Source organism: Jatrophihabitans sp. (assembly GCF_051960575.1).
Taxonomy (GTDB): domain Bacteria; phylum Actinomycetota; class Actinomycetes; order Mycobacteriales; family Jatrophihabitantaceae; genus JBQCEE01.
The window spans coordinates 1-17,912 of sequence record NZ_JBQCEE010000392.1; the positions used below are offsets into that span (position 1 = coordinate 1).

16 protein-coding genes are annotated in these 17,912 nt (G+C 72.1%); 4 read left to right on the forward strand and 12 right to left on the reverse strand.

Going from position 1 to position 17,912, the window contains the following annotated elements; all coding sequences use genetic code 11:
- Positions 1-139 precede the first annotated feature (139 nt).
- Positions 140-1,357, reverse strand: coding sequence for an acetyl-CoA C-acyltransferase (locus tag ACTHMS_RS21910; RefSeq protein ID WP_440308780.1), 1,218 nt, complete (start codon positions 1,355-1,357; stop codon positions 140-142).
- A 147-nt stretch (positions 1,358-1,504) separates the two neighbouring features.
- Between ACTHMS_RS21910 and ACTHMS_RS21915 the strand changes: the two genes are divergently transcribed.
- Together ACTHMS_RS21915 and ACTHMS_RS21920 are read left to right on the forward strand one after the other, a co-directional pair.
- Positions 1,505-2,437, forward strand: a complete 933-nt coding sequence (locus ACTHMS_RS21915; protein WP_440308781.1) for an NAD(P)H-dependent flavin oxidoreductase — start codon at positions 1,505-1,507, stop codon at positions 2,435-2,437.
- Positions 2,438-2,495: 58 nt separating this feature from the next.
- Complete coding sequence (locus ACTHMS_RS21920) at positions 2,496-2,888, forward strand: nuclear transport factor 2 family protein (protein WP_440308782.1); 393 nt, start codon at positions 2,496-2,498, stop codon at positions 2,886-2,888.
- Positions 2,889-2,907: 19 nt separating this feature from the next.
- Here ACTHMS_RS21920 and ACTHMS_RS21925 read toward each other — a convergent pair whose 3' ends face one another.
- The 4 genes from ACTHMS_RS21925 to ACTHMS_RS21940 are packed head-to-tail and all read right to left on the reverse strand — an operon-like array spanning position 2,908 to position 8,403.
- Positions 2,908-4,131, reverse strand: a complete 1,224-nt coding sequence (locus ACTHMS_RS21925; protein ID WP_440308783.1) for an acetyl-CoA C-acetyltransferase — start codon at positions 4,129-4,131, stop codon at positions 2,908-2,910.
- On the reverse strand, positions 4,128-5,720 hold the full coding sequence (locus tag ACTHMS_RS21930; RefSeq protein WP_440308784.1) for an AMP-binding protein: 1,593 nt from the start codon (positions 5,718-5,720) through the stop codon (positions 4,128-4,130). The genes ACTHMS_RS21925 and ACTHMS_RS21930 overlap by 4 nt, the downstream gene beginning before the upstream one ends.
- Positions 5,717-7,264: an acyl-CoA carboxylase subunit beta gene (locus tag ACTHMS_RS21935; RefSeq protein ID WP_440308785.1), complete on the reverse strand. Its 1,548-nt coding sequence runs from the start codon at positions 7,262-7,264 to the stop codon at positions 5,717-5,719. The genes ACTHMS_RS21930 and ACTHMS_RS21935 overlap by 4 nt, the downstream gene beginning before the upstream one ends.
- Positions 7,261-8,403 carry a biotin carboxylase N-terminal domain-containing protein gene (locus ACTHMS_RS21940; protein WP_440308786.1) on the reverse strand — a complete coding sequence of 381 codons (1,143 nt, stop codon included), beginning with the start codon at positions 8,401-8,403 and terminating at the stop codon, positions 7,261-7,263. Before ACTHMS_RS21940 ends, ACTHMS_RS21935 begins: the two co-directional genes overlap by 4 nt.
- Before the next feature lie 88 nt (positions 8,404-8,491).
- Here ACTHMS_RS21940 and ACTHMS_RS21945 point away from each other — a divergent pair, with 88 nt between their 5' ends.
- Positions 8,492-9,523: a phosphotransferase family protein gene (locus tag ACTHMS_RS21945; protein WP_440308787.1), complete on the forward strand. Its 1,032-nt coding sequence runs from the start codon at positions 8,492-8,494 to the stop codon at positions 9,521-9,523.
- A gap of 13 nt (positions 9,524-9,536) precedes the next feature.
- Here the strand turns inward: ACTHMS_RS21945 and ACTHMS_RS21950 are convergent, their stop codons facing one another.
- The 3 genes from ACTHMS_RS21950 to ACTHMS_RS21960 are packed head-to-tail and all read right to left on the reverse strand — an operon-like array spanning position 9,537 to position 12,216.
- The gene (locus tag ACTHMS_RS21950; RefSeq protein ID WP_440308788.1) at positions 9,537-10,475 is read right to left on the reverse strand and encodes a MaoC/PaaZ C-terminal domain-containing protein; all 939 of its coding nucleotides are present in this window, start codon (positions 10,473-10,475) and stop codon (positions 9,537-9,539) included.
- Positions 10,472-11,236, reverse strand: a complete 765-nt coding sequence (locus ACTHMS_RS21955; RefSeq protein WP_440308789.1) for an enoyl-CoA hydratase-related protein — start codon at positions 11,234-11,236, stop codon at positions 10,472-10,474. The genes ACTHMS_RS21950 and ACTHMS_RS21955 overlap by 4 nt, the downstream gene beginning before the upstream one ends.
- Positions 11,233-12,216 carry an NADPH:quinone oxidoreductase family protein gene (locus ACTHMS_RS21960; protein WP_440308795.1) on the reverse strand — a complete coding sequence of 328 codons (984 nt, stop codon included), beginning with the start codon at positions 12,214-12,216 and terminating at the stop codon, positions 11,233-11,235. The genes ACTHMS_RS21955 and ACTHMS_RS21960 overlap by 4 nt, the downstream gene beginning before the upstream one ends.
- Before the next feature lie 97 nt (positions 12,217-12,313).
- Here ACTHMS_RS21960 and ACTHMS_RS21965 point away from each other — a divergent pair, with 97 nt between their 5' ends.
- Positions 12,314-13,141: an enoyl-CoA hydratase-related protein gene (locus ACTHMS_RS21965; protein ID WP_440308790.1), complete on the forward strand. Its 828-nt coding sequence runs from the start codon at positions 12,314-12,316 to the stop codon at positions 13,139-13,141.
- Here the strand turns inward: ACTHMS_RS21965 and ACTHMS_RS21970 are convergent.
- The 4 genes from ACTHMS_RS21970 to ACTHMS_RS21985 are packed head-to-tail and all read right to left on the reverse strand — an operon-like array spanning position 13,134 to position 17,836.
- Positions 13,134-14,120 carry an LLM class F420-dependent oxidoreductase gene (locus tag ACTHMS_RS21970; protein WP_440308791.1) on the reverse strand — a complete coding sequence of 329 codons (987 nt, stop codon included), beginning with the start codon at positions 14,118-14,120 and terminating at the stop codon, positions 13,134-13,136. The two genes, ACTHMS_RS21965 and ACTHMS_RS21970, sit on opposite strands and share 8 nt — an antisense overlap.
- Positions 14,117-15,670 (reverse strand): class I adenylate-forming enzyme family protein, encoded by a 1,554-nt coding sequence (locus ACTHMS_RS21975; protein ID WP_440308792.1) that lies wholly within the window; start codon positions 15,668-15,670, stop codon positions 14,117-14,119. The genes ACTHMS_RS21970 and ACTHMS_RS21975 overlap by 4 nt, the downstream gene beginning before the upstream one ends.
- 10 nt (positions 15,671-15,680) lie before the next feature.
- Complete coding sequence (locus tag ACTHMS_RS21980; protein ID WP_440308793.1) at positions 15,681-16,124, reverse strand: nuclear transport factor 2 family protein; 444 nt, start codon at positions 16,122-16,124, stop codon at positions 15,681-15,683.
- A complete protein-coding gene (locus ACTHMS_RS21985) occupies positions 16,121-17,836 on the reverse strand; it encodes a class I adenylate-forming enzyme family protein (protein WP_440308794.1) in 1,716 nt (571 codons plus the stop codon). The genes ACTHMS_RS21980 and ACTHMS_RS21985 overlap by 4 nt, the downstream gene beginning before the upstream one ends.
- Between the last annotated feature and the right edge of the window lie 76 nt (positions 17,837-17,912).

Below are 17,912 nucleotides of genomic sequence, written 5' to 3' on the forward strand. Positions count from 1 at the left end.
GCGCGGCCATCCCCTCGGCGTCGTCGACGCCGTCACGCAGGCCGAGCTCGCGCTTCGCGTTCGACAGCGTCGTGTCGAGGTCGGCGGCGAGGAACACCAGCTGACGGACGGCGGGCAGTGCGGTCACCGCGGTGTCCTCTCAGTCGAGACGTTCGACGACGACGGCGGTGCCGAGGCCGAGCGCTGCGGGAATGGTGAGCAACGCGTAGCGCCCGCCCGTGCGCTCGAGCGCACCCAGGGCGGTGGCCAGCAGGATGCCGCCGCTGGCGCCGAGCGGGTGCCCCATCGAGATCGCGCCGCCGTCGACGTTGAGGACGTCGTCGGGGAAGCCGAACTCGCGCTGCACGAGCAGCGGGCTCACCGAGAACGACTCGTTCGCCTCGACGATGTCGAGGTCGCCCGGCGTGAGGCCGGCCATCGCCAAGGCGCGCCGAATCGCGTCGAGCGTCGCGGTCAGCAACGGCGAGCGCACGGCCGCAGTGGCCGTGGCGACGATCCGCGCCCGCGGCCGCGCGCCGAGCGCGTCACCGGCCGAGCGGGTCCCGATGAGCGCCAGCGACGCACCGTCGACGATCTGCGGCGCGCACGCCGCCGTGTGCACGGCGGGGAACTCCCCCAGTTCGGGCAGCCGGCGGCCGACCCGCGCGTGCGCCTCGGCGTCGTCGGGGAAGAGCAGCGGCATCGCCTCGAAGTCCGGCAGCGTCATCTGCGGACGGATGGCGTCGTCGCGCTCGAGCAGCACCTCGCCGTCCCTGTCGCGCACGGGGATCACGCTGCCGTCGAAGTGCCCGGCCGCCCAGGCGGCCGCCGAGTGCCGGTGCGAGCGGAGGCCGTAGGCGTCCAGTTCGGCCCGCTCGAGCTTGGCGACGGCCGCCGTCGCGTCGGCAGAGACGCCGATCGTGACGAAGCCGGTGCGCTCGGCGAGCTCGGCGTCGAAGTGGATGCCCGGACGGTCGGACATCATCGGCACCTGCGACATCGACTCGACACCACCGGCGGCGACGAGGTCGGCGGTCCCTGCGGTCACCTGTGCGGCGGCGTTCGCCAGTGCGTCGAGGCCGGAGCAGCACAGGCGGCCGACGACCGTGCCGGACACGTCGTCGGGCCAGCCGGCGTGGATCGCCGAGGCCCGCGCGATGTTGCCGGCCTGGGCCCCGGTGACGGTGCTGACGCCCAGGATCACCTCGTCGACCCGGGCGCCCCTGGCGGACAGGCCGTTGCGGTCGTCGAGGGCGTGCATCAGCTGCCCCATCAGCTCGTGCGGCGCGACCCCGGCGAGCGCACCCCCGTCGCGGCGTACCCGCGCGCGTGGCGTGCGCACCGCGTCGTAGACATAGGCGTCCAGCTGTCGGCTCATACTTCAGTAATAGCAGTGACTCGACGGCACCGACAAGACTCGCCGACCGCTTGCGCGGTGGGTGCGCCGCATGATTCAGTGCATCGAGCAGCACTGCTAACTGTAGTACGTCGCGGTCGGTCGGCCGCCGGAGGGGAGCGACCGCCCATGGACCTCCTCGACCGGCTGCGCGTCCCGGTGATCGCCGCGCCGATGTTCCTGATCTCGGGGCCGGATCTCGTCATCGCCGCGGGCCGCGCGGGCGCGATCGGTGCGTTCCCCGCCCCGAACTGTCGCACCACCGAGCAGCTCGACGAGTGGCTGACGACGATCGCCTCGGCGCTCGGCCCGGACCTCCCGTGGGCGCTCAACCTCGTCACGCACAGCACGAACGAGCGGCTGCCCGCCGACCTCGAGGTCGTCGCCGCCCACCGGCCACCCATCGTGATCACCGCGCTGGGCTCACCGCGTCCGGTGATGGAGACGGTGCAGGGCTACGGGGGCGTGGTCATCGCCGACGTCGTGAGCGTCGCGCTCGCCCGCAAGGCGGCGGCCGCGGGGGTCGACGGCCTCGCCTGCATCTCGGCCGGCGCGGGCGGGCACACGGGACACCTGTCCCCCTTCGCGTTCGTGAGCGCCGTGCGCGAGTTCTTCGACGGCATCGTCGCGGTGGGCGGTGGGATCAGTGATGGGCACGGCGTCGCCGGCGCCATCACCGCCGGCGCCGACCTCGTCTATGTCGGCACGCGGTTCCTCGCCACCGACGAGAGCATGGCGCAGCCCGAGTACAAGCAGATGATCGTCGACCACGGGGTCGACGACCTCATCGTCAGCTCCGCGGTCACCGGCACCGACGCGTCCTGGCTGCGTCCGAGCCTCATCGCGAACGGCTACGACCTGGACGACCTGACCGTGCCGGCCCAGCGCAGCTACAACAGCGGCAACGCCGACGGGCACACCCGCTGGAAGGACATCTGGGCCGCCGGGCAGGGCCTCGGCACCATCCACGCCGTCGAACCGACGACGGTCGTCATCGACCGCCTGGAGGCCGAGTACCGCGAGGCGATGCAGCGCCGCGCCCGGTTCGGCCGCCAGGACTGACATCGCACAGCGCTCACCCGCACATCGCACCGCCACCGAACGAGACGGAGCCACCCGCATGACCGACGCACCGCGCCACCCCTACGTCCAGCTGCTCGACCGGATCATCGCCGCCGCCGAGGCCGGCGACGCGACCGACCTGTACGACATCTACACCGAGGACGCGGTCATCTGGCACAACCACGACGGCCGCGAGACGACCGTCGCCCAGAACGCCGACCTGCTCGAGAAGATGGCGCAGTGGGTGGCCGACCGCCGGTACACCGAGCGCCGCATCCACGTCTTCGACGGCGGCGTGGTGCAGCAGCACGTCCTGCGCGGCACGCACCGCACCACCGGCGAGGAGCTGTCGATGGACGCCTGCGCCGTGCTGTACGTCAACGCCGAGGGCAGGGCCACCCGCCTGGACGAGTACATCGACTCGGCGCAGGCGCGGAAGTTCCGCCCTTAGCGCTCGGGAGGGAGCGCGGTCAGCGCAGCCGCTCGACGATCATCGCCATGCCCTGACCGCCACCGACGCACATCGTCTCCAGCCCGAACTGCGCGTCCCGTTCGGCGAGGCTGTGCAGCAGCGTCGTGAGGATGCGCGCTCCGGTCGCGCCGAACGGGTGGCCGAGCGCGATGCCGCCGCCGTTCACGTTCAGCTTGTCGTGCGGGATGGCCAGCTCGCGGGCGCTGCCGATCACCTGTGCGGCGAAGGCCTCGTTGATCTCGACGAGGTCGATGTCGGCCATCGTGAGGCCCGCGCGCCGCAGCGCGAGCCGGCTGGCCTCGACCGGGCCCAGGCCCATGATCTCCGGGCTCAGGCCGGTGGCTGCCGTGGCCACGATGCGAGCGAGCGGGGTGATGCCCAGCTCCGCGGCGCGGCGGTCGCTCATGACGACGACCGCCGCGGCACCGTCGTTGAGCGGGCAGCAGTTGCCGGCCGTCACCGTGCCGTCCGGACGGAACGCCGGTGGCAGGCCCGCGAGTGTCTCGAGGGTCGTCTGCGGCCGCGGGCCGTCGTCGGCGGTGAGGAGGGTGCCGTCGTCCAGCCGGATCGGGGTGATGTCCGTGGCGAAGAAGCCGCGCTCGATCGCGGCTGCAGCACGTTGCTGGCTCGCCAGCGCGAACTCGTCCTGTTCCTCGCGGGTGATGCCCATCAGCTGCGCGACGTTCTCTGCGGTCAGTCCCATTCCGATGAACAGGTCCGGGATGCCGCCGTGCTCACGCGGATCGCTCCAGGTGCGCCCGCCTGCGGCGTACGCCGCGGTGCCTTCGTCCAGGTGCAGGAACATCGGGTGGCGGGTGTCCGGCAGCGGCTGCGGGAAGGCGGCCGCGTGCCGACTGACGCTCTCGAGCCCGACGGACAGGAACACGTCGCCCTCGCCGGAGCGGATGGCATGGAACGCCATGCGGGTGCTCTGCAGGCTCGACGAGCAGTAGCGCGTGACCGTCGTGCCCGGCACGGAGTCCCACCCGAGCTCGACGGCGAGGTTGCGGGCGACGTTGTAGTCGGTCTCGCCCTGCGGCTGGGTGTAGCCCGCGACGATGTCCTCGATGTCGAACGGGTCGAGCTCCGGCACCTGCGCCAGCGCTGCCCCGATCATCTGCACGGCCATGTCGTCGGGACGCATCTCGCGCAGCGATCCCTTGAACGCACGGCCGATGGGTGACCTGGCGCAGGCGACGATGACGGCATCGGGGCGGGTCACGGGGACACCTGCGTCCGGTCGTGCGCACCGTCGACGGTGCGCGGGATCAGCGCCTTCTGCACGCGCAGCGTCGGCGTCTTGGGCAGGGCGTCGAGGAACTCGACGTAGCGCGGCACCATGAACCGCGGCAACCGCTCGTCGAGGTACGCCCACAACTGCTCGGCCGTCACGGCGGAGTCGGGCTGCCGGATGACGACCAGCTTGATCTCGTCCTCGGCCTCGTCGGCGGGCACGGCGATCGCCGCGCACTCGAGCACGCCGGGATGCAGGATCGCCTCGGCCTCGACCTCGTAGGACGACACGTTCTCGCCCCGACGGCGGATGGTGTCCTTGAGCCGGTCGACGAACAGGTAGCGGCCCTGCTCATCGCGGCGGAACGCGTCACCGGTGTGGAACCAGCCGTTACGCCAGGCGTCGACCGTCGCCTGCGGCATGTCGAGGTAGCCGGCGTTCAGCGTCCACGGCTCGGCGGTGCGCAGGATCAGCTCGCCGACCTCGCCGTCGGCGACCTCGTGGTCGTGGGCATCGACGATGCGCAGTTCGTAGGACGGGTACCCCTCGCGGATCGGCCCGCAGTTCGGGGTGTCCCCCGGCCGCCACTCGCCGAGGTAGGTCGGGACGCTGATCTCGGTCATGTTGTACGCGCTCCACACGCGGGTGCCGAAGCGGGCGTTGAACTCGTCGACGGCGGGCACGACCGGCGCCATGAGCACGTTCGTCAGCGTCGTATCGGCGTCGTCCGGCCGTGGCGGCGCGGACAGCAGGAACTGCGCCATGGCCCCGATCAGGGCGGCGTCGGTCGCGCGGTACTGCCGCACCTCGTCCCAGAACCGGCTGCCGCTGAAGGCGTGCCGCATCACCGCGACACCACCGAGCATGGCCATGACCGCCGCCGCACCCTTGGCCTGCACGTGGTTCGGCGGCCCGGTCACGTACATGACCTTGTCCGGACTGGGACCGCCGAGCACGCCGGTGACGGTCAGCATCTGGCCGGCGTGCAACTGGCCCCACGGCATGAGCACGCCCTTGGAGGGCCCGGTCGTACCGGACGTGTAGATCACCGACGCGATGTCCCACGGCTGCAGCTCGGCGTAGGGGCGCACGGGCTCGTCGTCGACGCCGGCGAGCACGTCGGCCACCGGCAGGACGGTCAACCGGCCGGCCGCGTCCTCGGGCTCCTGCAGCGTGATCACGCGCTGCAGCGCCGGCACGCTCTCGGCAGCAGCCATGATGTTGGCGACGGCGGACGCGTCGGCGATGACCAGCTCGGCGGCAGGCAGCCGCAGCTGGTGCGCGAGCACGGTGCCGCGCAGGTCGACGTTGACGGGCACCTCGACCGCGCCGGCCCAGGCGATGCCGAACCACAGCGCGTAGTTCTCGACGGTGTTGTGCAGCATCGTCACGACCCTCGCGCCCGGCTGCACGCCCAGCCGCATCAGCGCACGCGCCCACAGCAGCGCCCGCGCGTGCAGCTCGCCGTAGGTGGACGAGCCGCCCTCGACGTCGACCAGGTACGGCCGGTCGGGGATCGTGCCCGCCCGCTGCTCGATCACCAGCGGCAGGACGACCTCGTCGCGCGGGTACCTCATGGCCGCAACCCCCACGCCACGCGTCCGGGTGTGCGCAGCGGCGCCACCAGGTCGGCGAACTCGCAGAGCAACGGACGGGTGTCGCGCGGATCGATGAGCTGCTCGATGTCGAACGCCTCGGCCGTCTTGATCACGCCCTGCACGTCGGCGATGCGCGCCATGATGTCGGCCATCAGCGCGGCGGGGTCGTCGCTCGCCTCGAGCTCGGCGCGGTAGGCGGCCTCGACCCCGCCCTCGGCGGGGATCGAGCCCCAGTCGGCCGACGGCCACGCGTAGCGGTACTGCAGCCGCGCGGCGTTCGAGTGCCCGGCGCCACCGACCCCGAAGACCTTGCGCAGGATGATCGAGCACCACGGGACGCGCGCCTGGTACACCGCCGACAGCGCCCGCATGCCGTGCCGGATCGCCGAGCTCTTCTCGGCCTCCGTGCCGATGAGAAACCCGGGATTGTCGACGAGGTGCACCACCGGCAGGTGGAAGGTGTCGGCGAGGTCGACGAAGCGGACGGCCTTGTCGGCCGCGTCCGCACCCCAGCTGCCGCCGTAGATGTACGGGTCGTTCGCCATGACCGCCACGGGCCAGCCGTCGAGCCGCGCGAGCCCGGTGACGAGCGCGCGACCGAAGCGAGCGCCCAGTTCGAAGAACGAGCCGGTGTCGACGATCGACTCGATGATCGGACGGATCTTGTAGACCCGGCGCCGCTCGACAGGGATCGCACGCACGAGCCAGTCGTCCCTGCGGTCGGGGTCGTCGGTGGGCTCGGCACGCGGCGGCAGGTCGTGCACCGACGACGGCAGGTAGGACAGGAAGCGGCGCGTGCACTCGAAGGCCTCGGCCTCCGAGTCGACCACGGCATCGACGGTGCCGTTGCGGCCGTGCACGTCCACACCGCCGAGCTCGTCCTTGGTGACGGTCTCGCCGATCGCCGCGACGAGCGGGGGCCCGGCGGTGAAGATCTGGCTGATGCCGCGCACCATGACCGAGTAGTGGCTCGCGACCACACGGGCGGCGCCGAAGCCGGCACACGGGCCGAGCGCGAGCGAGACCACGGGCACGGTGGCCAGGTTGTCGGCCGACACCTCCCAGCCGGGCAGCGCCGGGACGTAGGTGCGGCCCATCTCGACCAGGCTCCGGATGCTGCCGCCGCCACCCGTGCCGTCGACCAGCCGCACGATCGGCACGCGCAACTCGTTGGCCATCTGCTCGCTGTAGATCTGCTTGCGGATGTTGAACGCGTCGGAGGCACCGCCGCGCACGGTGAAGTCGTCGGCACCGACGACGACCATGCGCCCGTCGATGCGGCCGCGTCCGGTGAGGAAGTTCGTGGGCAGGAACTCGCGGAGTCCGCCGTGCTCGTAGCGCGCCTTGCCGGACAGCGTGCCGAGCTCGCGGAAGCTGCCGGCGTCGAGCAGCGCGTCGATCCGCTGCCGCACGTCGAGCTTGCCGTTGGCGTGCTGGCGCGCGACCTTCTCCGGCCCACCCATGCGGCGGCCGAGCGCCTCGCGCTCGCGGATCTCGTCCACCGCGGACTGCCAGTCGGTCATCCCACCCCCTCCGGACGCAACCGCGCCACCAGGCCGGTGTCGTACTCCCCGGCCGCGAAGCCCGGGTCGGCGAGCACCTCCGCGAGGAACGGGAGGTTGTGTCGTGGTCCGCGCAGCCGGAACGCCTCGACCGCCGCTCGGGACCGTGCGACGGCGGACGGCCGGTCCGGCGCCCGCACGCAGACCTTCGCGAGCAGCGAGTCGTAGTAGGGCGTCACCACGTCACCCTCGTCCACCCCGGCGTCGACGCGCACGCCCTCGGGCGGCTCCCACTGCTCGATGCATCCGGGGCCGGGCAGGAACCGCACCGGGTCCTCGGCGCACACCCGCAACTGGATCGCGTTGCCGTCCGGCCGGGGTGGACGGAGCGGGTCGAAGCCGGGTGGCTCGCCGGCCGCGACGCGCAACTGCTCCGCCACGAGGTCGAGGCCGGTGACCAGCTCGGTGACCGTGTGCTCGACCTGGAGGCGCGTGTTCATCTCGAGGAAGACGAACGAGCCGTCGGCCGGATCGACGAGCCACTCGACGGCGCCCGCGCCGCGGTAGCCGACGGCCTCGCCGACGCGGACCGAGGCGGCGTGCATCGCTGCGCGGACGTCTTCGGACAGCCCGGGCGCCGGGGTCTCCTCGATCCCCATGCCGATGCCGCCGCCGCCACCGGCGGCCTTCACCATCACCGGGTACCCGATCCGGTGCGCGGCGGCGCGTGCCGCATCGATGTCAGGGACTGCCGTGCTCGTGCCGCGTCCGATCGGAACGCCTGCCTCGCCGACGATCCTGCGCGCGTTGATCTTGTCACCCATCGCATCGATGCAGTCGGCGGACGGGCCGACGAACACCGCACCGGCGGCCGTCACGCGGCGGGCGAACGCGGCGTGCTCGGACAGGAAGCCGTAGCCGGGATGCACCGCCTCGGCGCCCGTCGCCCGCACGGCCGCGACGATCGCGTCGATGTCGAGGTAGCCCGCACCGGGGTTCGGGCCGCTGAGCGGATACGCCTCATCGGCCTCGCGGACGTGCTTGGCCCCGGCGTCAGCCGCGGAGTGCACCGCGATCGAGCGGATGCCGAGCGACCGCAGGGTCCTGATGACGCGGCAGGCGATCTCGCCACGGTTGGCCACCAGGACGGACTCGAACACCCGGCCGCCCCCCCGCGTCTCACACTGCTAACTGTAGTGACGTTGGTTGAAGCTAGTCCGGCCGGGTGACGCTGTCTACTGTCAGACGATGGCCGCTCCGATCGACACCGTCGGACTCGACGACTACCTCACCGAGCACCTGTCCGGCTACGTGGCACCGGGGCGGGCGACGCTGCTCAAGGGCGGCCAGTCGAACCCGACGGTCCGTCTCGACGCCGCCGACGGCTCGGTCCTCGTGGTGCGGATGCGGCCACAGGGCGTCGGCGACTGGGCGCACGCCATCGACCGCGAGTACCGGGTGCTGGGCGCGCTGGCCGGGACGACGGTGCCGGTGCCGCGGGTGCACCTGTACTGCGATGACGAGAGCGTCATCGGCGCGCGCTTCTACGTCATGGACTTCGTCGACGGCCGCATCGTCGACGACAACGGACTGCCGCAGCTGGCACGCGCCGACCGCCGCGCGGCGTGGGAGGACTACACCCGCGTCTTCGCGCGGCTGCACCGACAGGACTGGCAGGCCCTCGGCCTCGACGGCTTCGGGCGACCGCAGGGCTTCCTGCGGCGGCAACTGCGCCGGCACACCGACACCTACCGGGGCTGGGGCGAGGAGCCGCTGCCCGATCTCGACTGGTTGATCGCCTGGCTCGAGGATGCGCTGCCCGACGACCACGACGGGCCGGTCGGCATCACGCACGCGGACATCCGCACCGGCAACGTCGTCTTCGACGCGGTGCGGCCGCGGGTGGTGGGGGTGCTCGACTGGGAACTGTCGACGATCGCGCCGGTGTGGGCGGACGCAGCGCTGCTGGTGCTGCCCTTCTACGCGGACCTCGGCCCGATCGGTGATCTCACCACCGTCGACCTCGCAGCGGCCGGGCTCCCGGACCGCGACGAGGTGCTCGGCTGGTACTGCGACGAGCGTGGCGAAGCGCTGCCGGCGGACTTCGACCTGATGGTGGCCTTCGACCTCTTCCGCTACTCGTCGGTGACCTACGGTGTCGGCGTGCGCGGTCGTCGTGGCCTGACGCCGTCGCCCCAGGCAGCCGCGTTCGGCCGGTCGGCAGCACGCATCGCCGCGCGCGCCCGCGAACTGATCGGGTCGGGGAAGTTGGCCGGCTGACCGGCGAGCCGCCTCAGGGCGCGATGACCGTCGCGCCCCCGGTCATGACGACGCGTCCCTCGTGCGTGGTCGTGACGAGCTCCAGGACGAGCTCACCGGCACGCTCGCCGACGACGGTCGCCCGCGCGGTCAGCGTCTCGCCGGGCCAGACCTGCCCGCGGAACGAGGCGCGGTAGGTGCGCAGGGCGTCGACGCCGAACCATACGGTCAGCACCCGCCCGGACGCCCCCATCGTCCACATGCCGTGCGCGAACACGGACGGGTACCCGGCGGCCTGCGTCGCGAAGACCTCATCGGTGTGCAAGGGGTTGTAGTCGCCGCTCGCGCCGGCATACATCACGAGGCGGCTGCGGGTCAGGCCGTCCGCGATCACGAGGTCGCGGTGCTCGCCCGTGCCGGCGGTCGCGGCCGGGCCGGGCGGCGCCGCACCGTCGTCGGTGGTCACACCGTCCGGCGCGGGATCGGGACTCAGCACGACGGCCACCTGGCTCACCGACTGCAACAGCTCGTCTGAGGCCGTGTCGCGGAAGTCGGTGAGGACCTCGGAGAAGGACAGGTGGCCGCCCTGGCGCCGCGGCTTGACCCAGCTGCGCCCCTGCCGGTGGTCGACGCGCACCACCTGCCCGGCCCGGACGGGCCGGTGGTACACGTACGCCTGCTCGGCGTGCAGGCCGGCGCCGAAGGCCGCGGCAGGGGCGCCGGACGCCGTGCGCCCCGACCCCACCCACGGGTCGTCGCCGTGCGGACGCAGCGGATTGGCCGACATGAACTGGATGTGCGCCGCAGTGAAGGTGGGCGGAGCGGTCGCCACGCGGTGGTCGACGACATCGGCGTCGCGGTCACCGATGGCACGGGCGAAGAAGTGCAGGTGCGTCGACTCGACCGGGAACAGGTAGCCCGACTCCGGGATCGCCGGTGCCGCCGGAGCCACTGCGGCCGGACGGGAGGTCATCGTCCCGTCCAGCGCGGGGCGCGACGCTCGACGAACGCGACGGCACCCTCGTGCGCGTCGGCGCTCGCATTGATCCGCAGCCCGGCCTCGTGCGCACGCGCGAGGCTCGCGGCCCGGTCGAGGTCGAGCGAGGCGTACATCAGTTCCTTGGTGAGCCGCAGCGAGAGCGGCGCGTTCGCCGCGATGAGCCGGGCCACGCGGATCGCCTCCGGCAGGACGTCGTCGGAAGGCCGGAGATGGTTCACCAACCCGAGCTGGTGGGCGCGGCCGGCGTCGATGCGCTCGCCGGTCAGGCCGACCTCGAGCGCCACCGCCAGCGGGAGTCGGCGCGGCAGGTCGGTGCCGCCGCCGGCGGCGATGAGGCCGCGCTTGACCTCCGGGATGCCGAACGAGGCGTGCTCCGCGGCGACGATGACGTCGCATGCGAGCAACAGCTCGAGCCCGGCCGCGACCGCCACACCGTTGACCGCGGCGACGATCGGCTTCGGGTAGACGCTGCCGAGGAAGTCGCGCAGCGCGTACCAGTCGCTGTCCGCATCGGTCGGTGGGCGTTCGGCGAACGCGGCGAGATCGACGCCGGACGAGAACGCCTTGTCCCCGGCGCCGGTCAGGACGACCGCCTGCACGGCGTCGTCGTCGCGGAACCCGGCGAACGCGTCGGCGAGCCCGCGCATGGTGCGGTCGTCGAGCGCGTTGCGGCGCTCGGGGCGATCGATCGTCAGCACTGCTACGCCGCCGTCGGTCTCGGTGCGGAGGGTCATGGCGTCACCACCACTCGTCCGTAGGTGCCTCGCCCGGCGAGCGACTGCAGCGCCGTGGCGGCGGATGTGAGCGGCTCGGTCCGCATGACCAGCGGATCGACCCGACCGTCGAGCACGAGCTGCACGATCTCGTCGTGTGCGCGCCGGATCAGGTGCGGCGCGCGGTCCTTGTACGGGCCCCAGTACAGGCCGAGCACCGAGTAGTTCTTGATGAGCAGGTGGTTCACCTTGACGACCGGGATGGTCTCGGAGGCGAAGCCGATCACGAGCAGGCGCCCCTCCCACGCGATGCAGCGCCGGCTGCGGTCGAAGACGTCGCCGCCGACCGGGTCGAAGACCACGTCGGCCCCTCGCCCGGCCGTGAGCTCGTTGATCAGCGGCGCGAAGTCGGGGTGCTCGAGGTAGTCGATCGCGTGCTCGGCACCCATCCGTCGGCAGAGTTCGGTCTTGGCCGCGCCACCCGCGGTCGCGACGACCCGCGCGCCCGCCGCGACACCGAGTGCGATCGCCGCGGCGCCGACGCCACCCGCGCCTGCGTTGACCAGCAGCGTCTCCCCCGCCTGGAGCGCAGCGCGATGATGCAGGCCGAACCATGCGGTCTGGTAGGCGGTGTGCATCGCCGCTGCCGTGACGTCGGCGATCCGCTCGGGCAGCGGGTGCAGGTCGGTCTCCGCAGCGACGGCGAACTCGGCCAGACCGCCGTGGGGCAGGCGCGCGATGCCGACCACCCGGTCACCCGGCGCCAGGGTCACGCCGGCGCCCACGCGGTGCACGGTGCCGGCGATCTCCATCCCGGGGGTGAACGGCAGTGCGGCCCGCTCCTGGTGCTTGCCCTGCGTCAGCAACAGATCGGGATAGCCGAGACCGCACGCCCCGACCCGGACGACCACCTCACCCGGGCCTGCCTCCGGCGCGGGACGGTCGACGAGGGTCATCGCCTCGGCAGGGTCCCCGGTGTGCTCGACCAGCCAGGCACGCATCGGCACGCCCACCCTTCTGACGCTGTTGCCCGGCGGAGTGACTCTGTTTACTGTAATGCGACGGCAGGTGCTGCAACACCCTTCCGGAGGTAGCGAAGTGACCGACGAACTCGTCCTGCGCGAGGACCGCGACGGCGTCGCCGTCCTCTCCCTCAACCGCCCGCACCGACGCAACGCGTGGACGATCCCGTTGCAGCGTCGGTACTACGGCCGCCTGCAGGAGTGTGTGGAGGACGGCTCGGTGCGCTGCATCGTCGTCACCGGTGCGGGCGACACCTTCTGCCCCGGCGCCGACACCGACGAGCTGCAGGTCTACACGCAGACCGGCGAGTTCAACCCGGAGATGGCCGAGATCGAACAGGCCGAGTGGTATCCGCTCACGGTCCCCAAGCCGATGATCGCGGCGATCAACGGCGCCGCGGCGGGCTTCGGGTTGGTGCAGACGATGATGTGCGACGTCCGCTTCGCCGTGCCGGGCGCCCGGCTGAGCACGGCGTTCGCACGCCGTGGGTTGCCGGCGTTGCACTCCGCGTCCTACCTGCTCCCCCGGCTCATCGGCGGCAGCCGCGCGGCCGAGCTGCTCGTCTCCGGCCGCACCTTCACGACCGACGAGGCCGAACGGATCGGGCTGGTGCACCGGCTGGTGCCGCGCGAGACGCTGCTGGACGCGGTGCACGAGTACGCCGCCGACATCGCGCAGCATGTCTCGCCCGCATCCGTCCAGCACATCAAGGAGCAGTTGCGCGCGGCGCAGGAGTCGACGTTCCTGGACGCCCTGCACGACGCCGAGGCGCGCGAGCTCGGCGCGCTCTCGTCGGTCGACTTCCACGAGGGCGTCATGAGCTTCGTCGAGCGTCGCCCACCGGCGTTCGCACCGCTCGGGCAGGGCTCGCTGCCCTACACCGAGCAGCAGACCGCTACGTGATCGAGTCGCGGATGGCGGCGGCCAGGCGCAGCGTGCGCTCGCCCGCGGGGTCCTCGCCGGTCGCCGACGGCACGATCACGATGTCGTCGGCGCCGGCCGCCGCGTACTCCTTGATCCGCCGCTCGACGCGCGCGGCGTCGCCGACCAGGCCGGTGACCGACACCAGCTCGTCGGGGATCCGCGCCAGGATGTCCGCCGGGTGTGGACGTCCCTGCGCGAAGTCGACGACGTCGCCGAAGCCGGCCCGGCGGAAGACGTCGCTGTAACCGGGGATGGCGAGGTACCCGACGACGGCGCGTCGCAGCTGCTCGAGCGCCTGCGGGCCGGGCTCGATGGCCGTCGCGACCCACACCGCGACGCGCGGGCACGGGCGGCCCAGCTCGTGCGCGGCGACGCGCAGCTTCGCCACCATGAGGCGCACCGAGTCGGGGTCGATGAGGTTCAGCACGAGCCGGTCGGCATGGGCCGCGGCGACCCGGATCGCCCGGTCGCCGAAGGCCGCGATGACCAGCTCGGAGCGCGGCGGCGGCAGCCGCAACCGGTACCCGTCGGTACGCACCACGGTGCCGGCCACCGACGCCTTGGCGCCGTCGAGCAGCGCGCGGACCGCCACGGCCGACTCGGCGAGGCTCGTGGCCGTCGAGCGCCAGTCGCGTCCGTGCCAGCCGTCCACGACGATCGGCGACGACGCCCCGAGCGCGACCGACACCCCGCGACTGGTCAGCGCCGCCACGGACGCCGCCCCCATCGCGATCATCACCGGGTCACGGACGGCGACCGCGAGCGGGCCGAGCACGAGGTCGGCCTGGGTGAGCCGCTGACCGATGGACGTGCCGAGCGCGAACGCGTCCCAGGTCGCCATCTCACCGATCCAGATGGCGCGGTAACCCCAGTCGTCCGCGACGCGTGCCGTGTCGAGGACCTCGTGCGGCGGGCGGTCCTGCCACAACCCGAGCGAGACCTCGATGTGCGTGCTCATGCCGGCGTCGATCCGTCGGCCCATGCCCTCCGCAGCGCCGGCTTGTCGATCTTCAGGCTCGCCGTGCGCGGCAGCGCGTCGACGAACCGCACCTGAGTCGGCTTCTTGTAGGACGCGACGCGTGCTCTCGCCGCCGCGATCACCGCCGCCTCGTCGAGCGAGGGATCGGTGCGGACGGCGACCGCGACGACCGACTCGCCCCATCGCTCGTGCGGCACGCCGATCACCGCGATCTCGGCGAGGCCGGGGACGTCGCACAGTGCCGACTCGACCTCGGCCGGGAAGACGTTCATGCCACCCGAGACGATCATGTCCTTGGCCCGGTCGGTGACGTACAGGTATCCGGCCTCGTCCAGGTGCCCGACGTCGCCGGTGCGGATGCGTCCGTCGACGACGGTCTCCGCCGTCAGGTCGGGACGTCTGTAGTACCCGGCGAACTGGGTCTCCGACCGCACCGAGATCTCGCCCGTCTCGCCGGCAGGCAGCACGAAACCGTCGGGGCCGACGATCTGGACGTCGGCGAGGTGCATCGGCCGGCCCGCGCTCGCGAAGACGTCGTCGGCGGGGCAGTCGGGCGCCCAGTCGTCGGCCTCGGTGGTGGTGACGGGCGCGCCCGTCTCGGTCATGCCGTAGCACTCGCCCATCCGGGCGCCGACCACCTCGACGAGACGGCGCAGCACGTCCGGTGGCATCTTCGACCCGGAGTGCAGCACCGAGCGCAGCGTGCCGAGCAGTTCGGGACGGCGCCGGGTCTCGTCGATGAAGGCGCCGGCGAGTGGCGTGGGCACGTAGGTGGCGGTCGAGCGCTCGGCGATCATCCGGTCGACCCATTCGTCGGCCGGCAGGCCGGCCATGAACGACACCTCACCGCCGAGGTACAGGTGCGGCAGCAGCACGCCCCAGATGCCCGCGACGAACGACAGCGTGCCGGTGAAGGCACACCGTCCGCGGGGCCGGAGGTCGAAGTGCACCGGCATGTGCCGCAGGATGCGGGTCATCGACCGCTCGGTGTGCATCACGCCCTTGGGCTGCCCCGTCGTCCCGCTCGTGTACCCCACGATCGTCAGGTCGTCGGGCTCGCGCGTCGGGATGGGCACGGTCGTCGAGCCCGCCTCCAGCAGGGCCGGCCAACGGTGGTGCCGGCCGTCGGCCGGCTCGCCGACGGCGACGACCGTGGGGAGGTCCTCGAGCGCGTCCAGCCCGGCGAGGGTGCCCGCGACGTGGTCGGTGTAGACGAACCCGCGGGCGTCGGCGTCGGCGAGCACGCCGCGCACCTCGGCGGCCACCCAGCGGTCGTTGACGTGGATCGCGGCGTACCCGCCGAGCAGGCAGCCGACGTACGCCTCCACGGACTCGACGCGGTCGGCGAGCATGAGTGCGACGTGGTCACCGGGCTGCAGCCCCTGCGCGGCCAGCGCGTTGGCGAACCGGGCGGCGTTGTCGAGCAGTTCGCGGTGCGTGCGGGTGCGTCCGGCGTGGTCGCGCAGCGCCGGTCGGTCGCCGGCACGGCGCAGCGAGGCAGCCAGGATCGACCCGGCGGTGTCCTCCATGCCCGTCCCCTCAGTGGGCGAAGTCGCGCGAGGGGTCGAGGCCCATGCCGCGCAACAGGGTGGCGCGGTCGTAGTACTCGAGCCATTCGGTGACCATGCCGTCCTCGACGCGCAGGATCCCGACGACAGGCACCTCGCCGTGGTTGCCGTGCGTGTCGAAGTCGTCGACGCGCTCGACGAAGACCCGCCCGTCGATCACGCCGATCGCCTTGATGTGCAGCTGGATCCGTTCGAGGCCGACCGCCAGCACCCGCAGTCGCTCGGCGAACGCCTCGCGCCCGACGACCGGTTCGCTCATCACGCTGTGCAGCACGCCGTCGGGTGCGAACAGCGACTCGACGCGGGCCCAGTCCTGCGCCGACCACGAGTCGAGGATGTCGCGGACGACGGCGATCTTCGCCGCGTCGTCGTCGTGGCCCGCGTCGGTGCGGGTGTCGGTGTCGGTGCTGGTCATGCGAACTCCTTCTTCACGTCGTCGCGCAACTGGCGCTTGAGGACCTTGCCCACCGGGTTGCGCGGCAGGGCGTCGACGACGACGAGGCGCTCGGGGAGCTTGTAGGTGGCGATCTCCTGCCGGCGCAGGTGATCGGTGAGGTCGTCGAGGGAGAGCTCCATGCCCGGGCGCAGGGCGACGACCGCACAGACCCGCTCGCCGAGCACGTCGTCGGGGTACCCGACGACGGCGACCTCCGCGACGGCGGGGTGGGTCGCGATCAGCGTCTCGAGCTCGGCGGGCGCGATGTTCATGCCGCCGCGGATCACCATGTCCTTCGAGCGGTCGACGTAGCGCAGGAACTGCTGCTCCGGCCCGTCGATGACGAACATGTCGCCGGTCCTGAGATACCCGTCCTCGTCGAACGGGCTGGCAACGTTGCTGGCGTCCAGGTAGCCCGCGAAGAGGCTGGGGCCCTTGAGCCGCAGCTCCCCCGGACGACCGGGCTCGTCGATCTCCTCACCCGTCTCGAGGTCGACGAGCCGCACCGAGGTGCGCTGCGCCGCCGGGAACGACCATTGCCGCCCGCCGCCGTAGCGCGGGAAGAAGCGGGCGCGCTGGGCCGGGTCGGTCATCAGTTTGACGTCGGTCATCAGCGAGATGCCCTCGTTGGAACCGAAGTAGTTGATGATCGCGATGCCGTAGCGGTCGTGCCATCCGCGCACCATCCACTCCTGCAGGGGCACCGACCCCGAACCGATCTGGCGCAGGGTCGAGATGTCGGCGTCGGCCAGCAGCTCCTCGCGCTGCAGCAGGGTGGCGAGCAGCGCCGGCGGCGCCACCGTGTAGGTGATGCGCTCCTGCTCGATCTGGCGCAGGAAGACTCCGAGGTCGAAGGGATGGTGTTGGACGAGCACGCACCCCACCCGCAGCCACGGCAGGAACATGCCGTTGATGCCGGCCATGTTCACCATGGGGAACGGGTTGAGGATGCGGGCCTCGTGGGTGAGGCTCGGTGAGTAGACGGTGTCCCAGCTCATCACCAGCCACTCGTAGTGCGCGCGCGGCACACCCTTCGGGCGGCTCTCGGTGCCCGACGTCCAGCAGATGGTGATGCAGTCGTTCGGGTCGACGGGGTGGGCGTCGGCGTAGGCACGCACCGCGGCCAGGTCGTCGGCCCCGACCCGCTCGAGCGCCTCGTCCACACGATGCGCACCGGGCACGTCGGAGGGGCCGAGGTACAGCACGGTCTGCAGCGACGGCACGTCCGGGAGCAGGTCGACCACCTCGGCCGCCATGTGCCGGTTGCCGATGCGGTCGCTGGTCAGGAACGCCTTCGGTTCGCAGATCGCACCGAGCTCGACGGTCTCGTGGCGCCGGTACTGCACCGGCAACGGCGAGACGATCGCCCGCACGCGCCACGCGGCGAGGTAGGCGACGATCAGCTCGACGATGTTCGGCAGCTGGACGACGAGGACGTCGGCCTCACCGATGTCGTGCGACCGCAGCACCGCCGCGAGCCGATCGACCTGACGGTCGATGTCGTGCCAGCTGGCGCGCTGGAACGGGAGGTCGACCAGGTCGGCCTTGTTGAGCGGGTCGACCGCGGCGAGCTCGTCGCCGTACTCGGCGACCCGGTCGGCGAACAGCTGCTGCACGGTCTCGTCGGTCCACCAGCCCTTGCCGGTGTACTCGTCGACCCGCCACTGCGTGTGCATCCTGCGGCCGACCATGACCCTCCCACCGCGACCGTTGTGCGTGCCAGGTGGCGAAGAGGGTGGGAAGGTCAAGCCCAACACAACAGCAAAC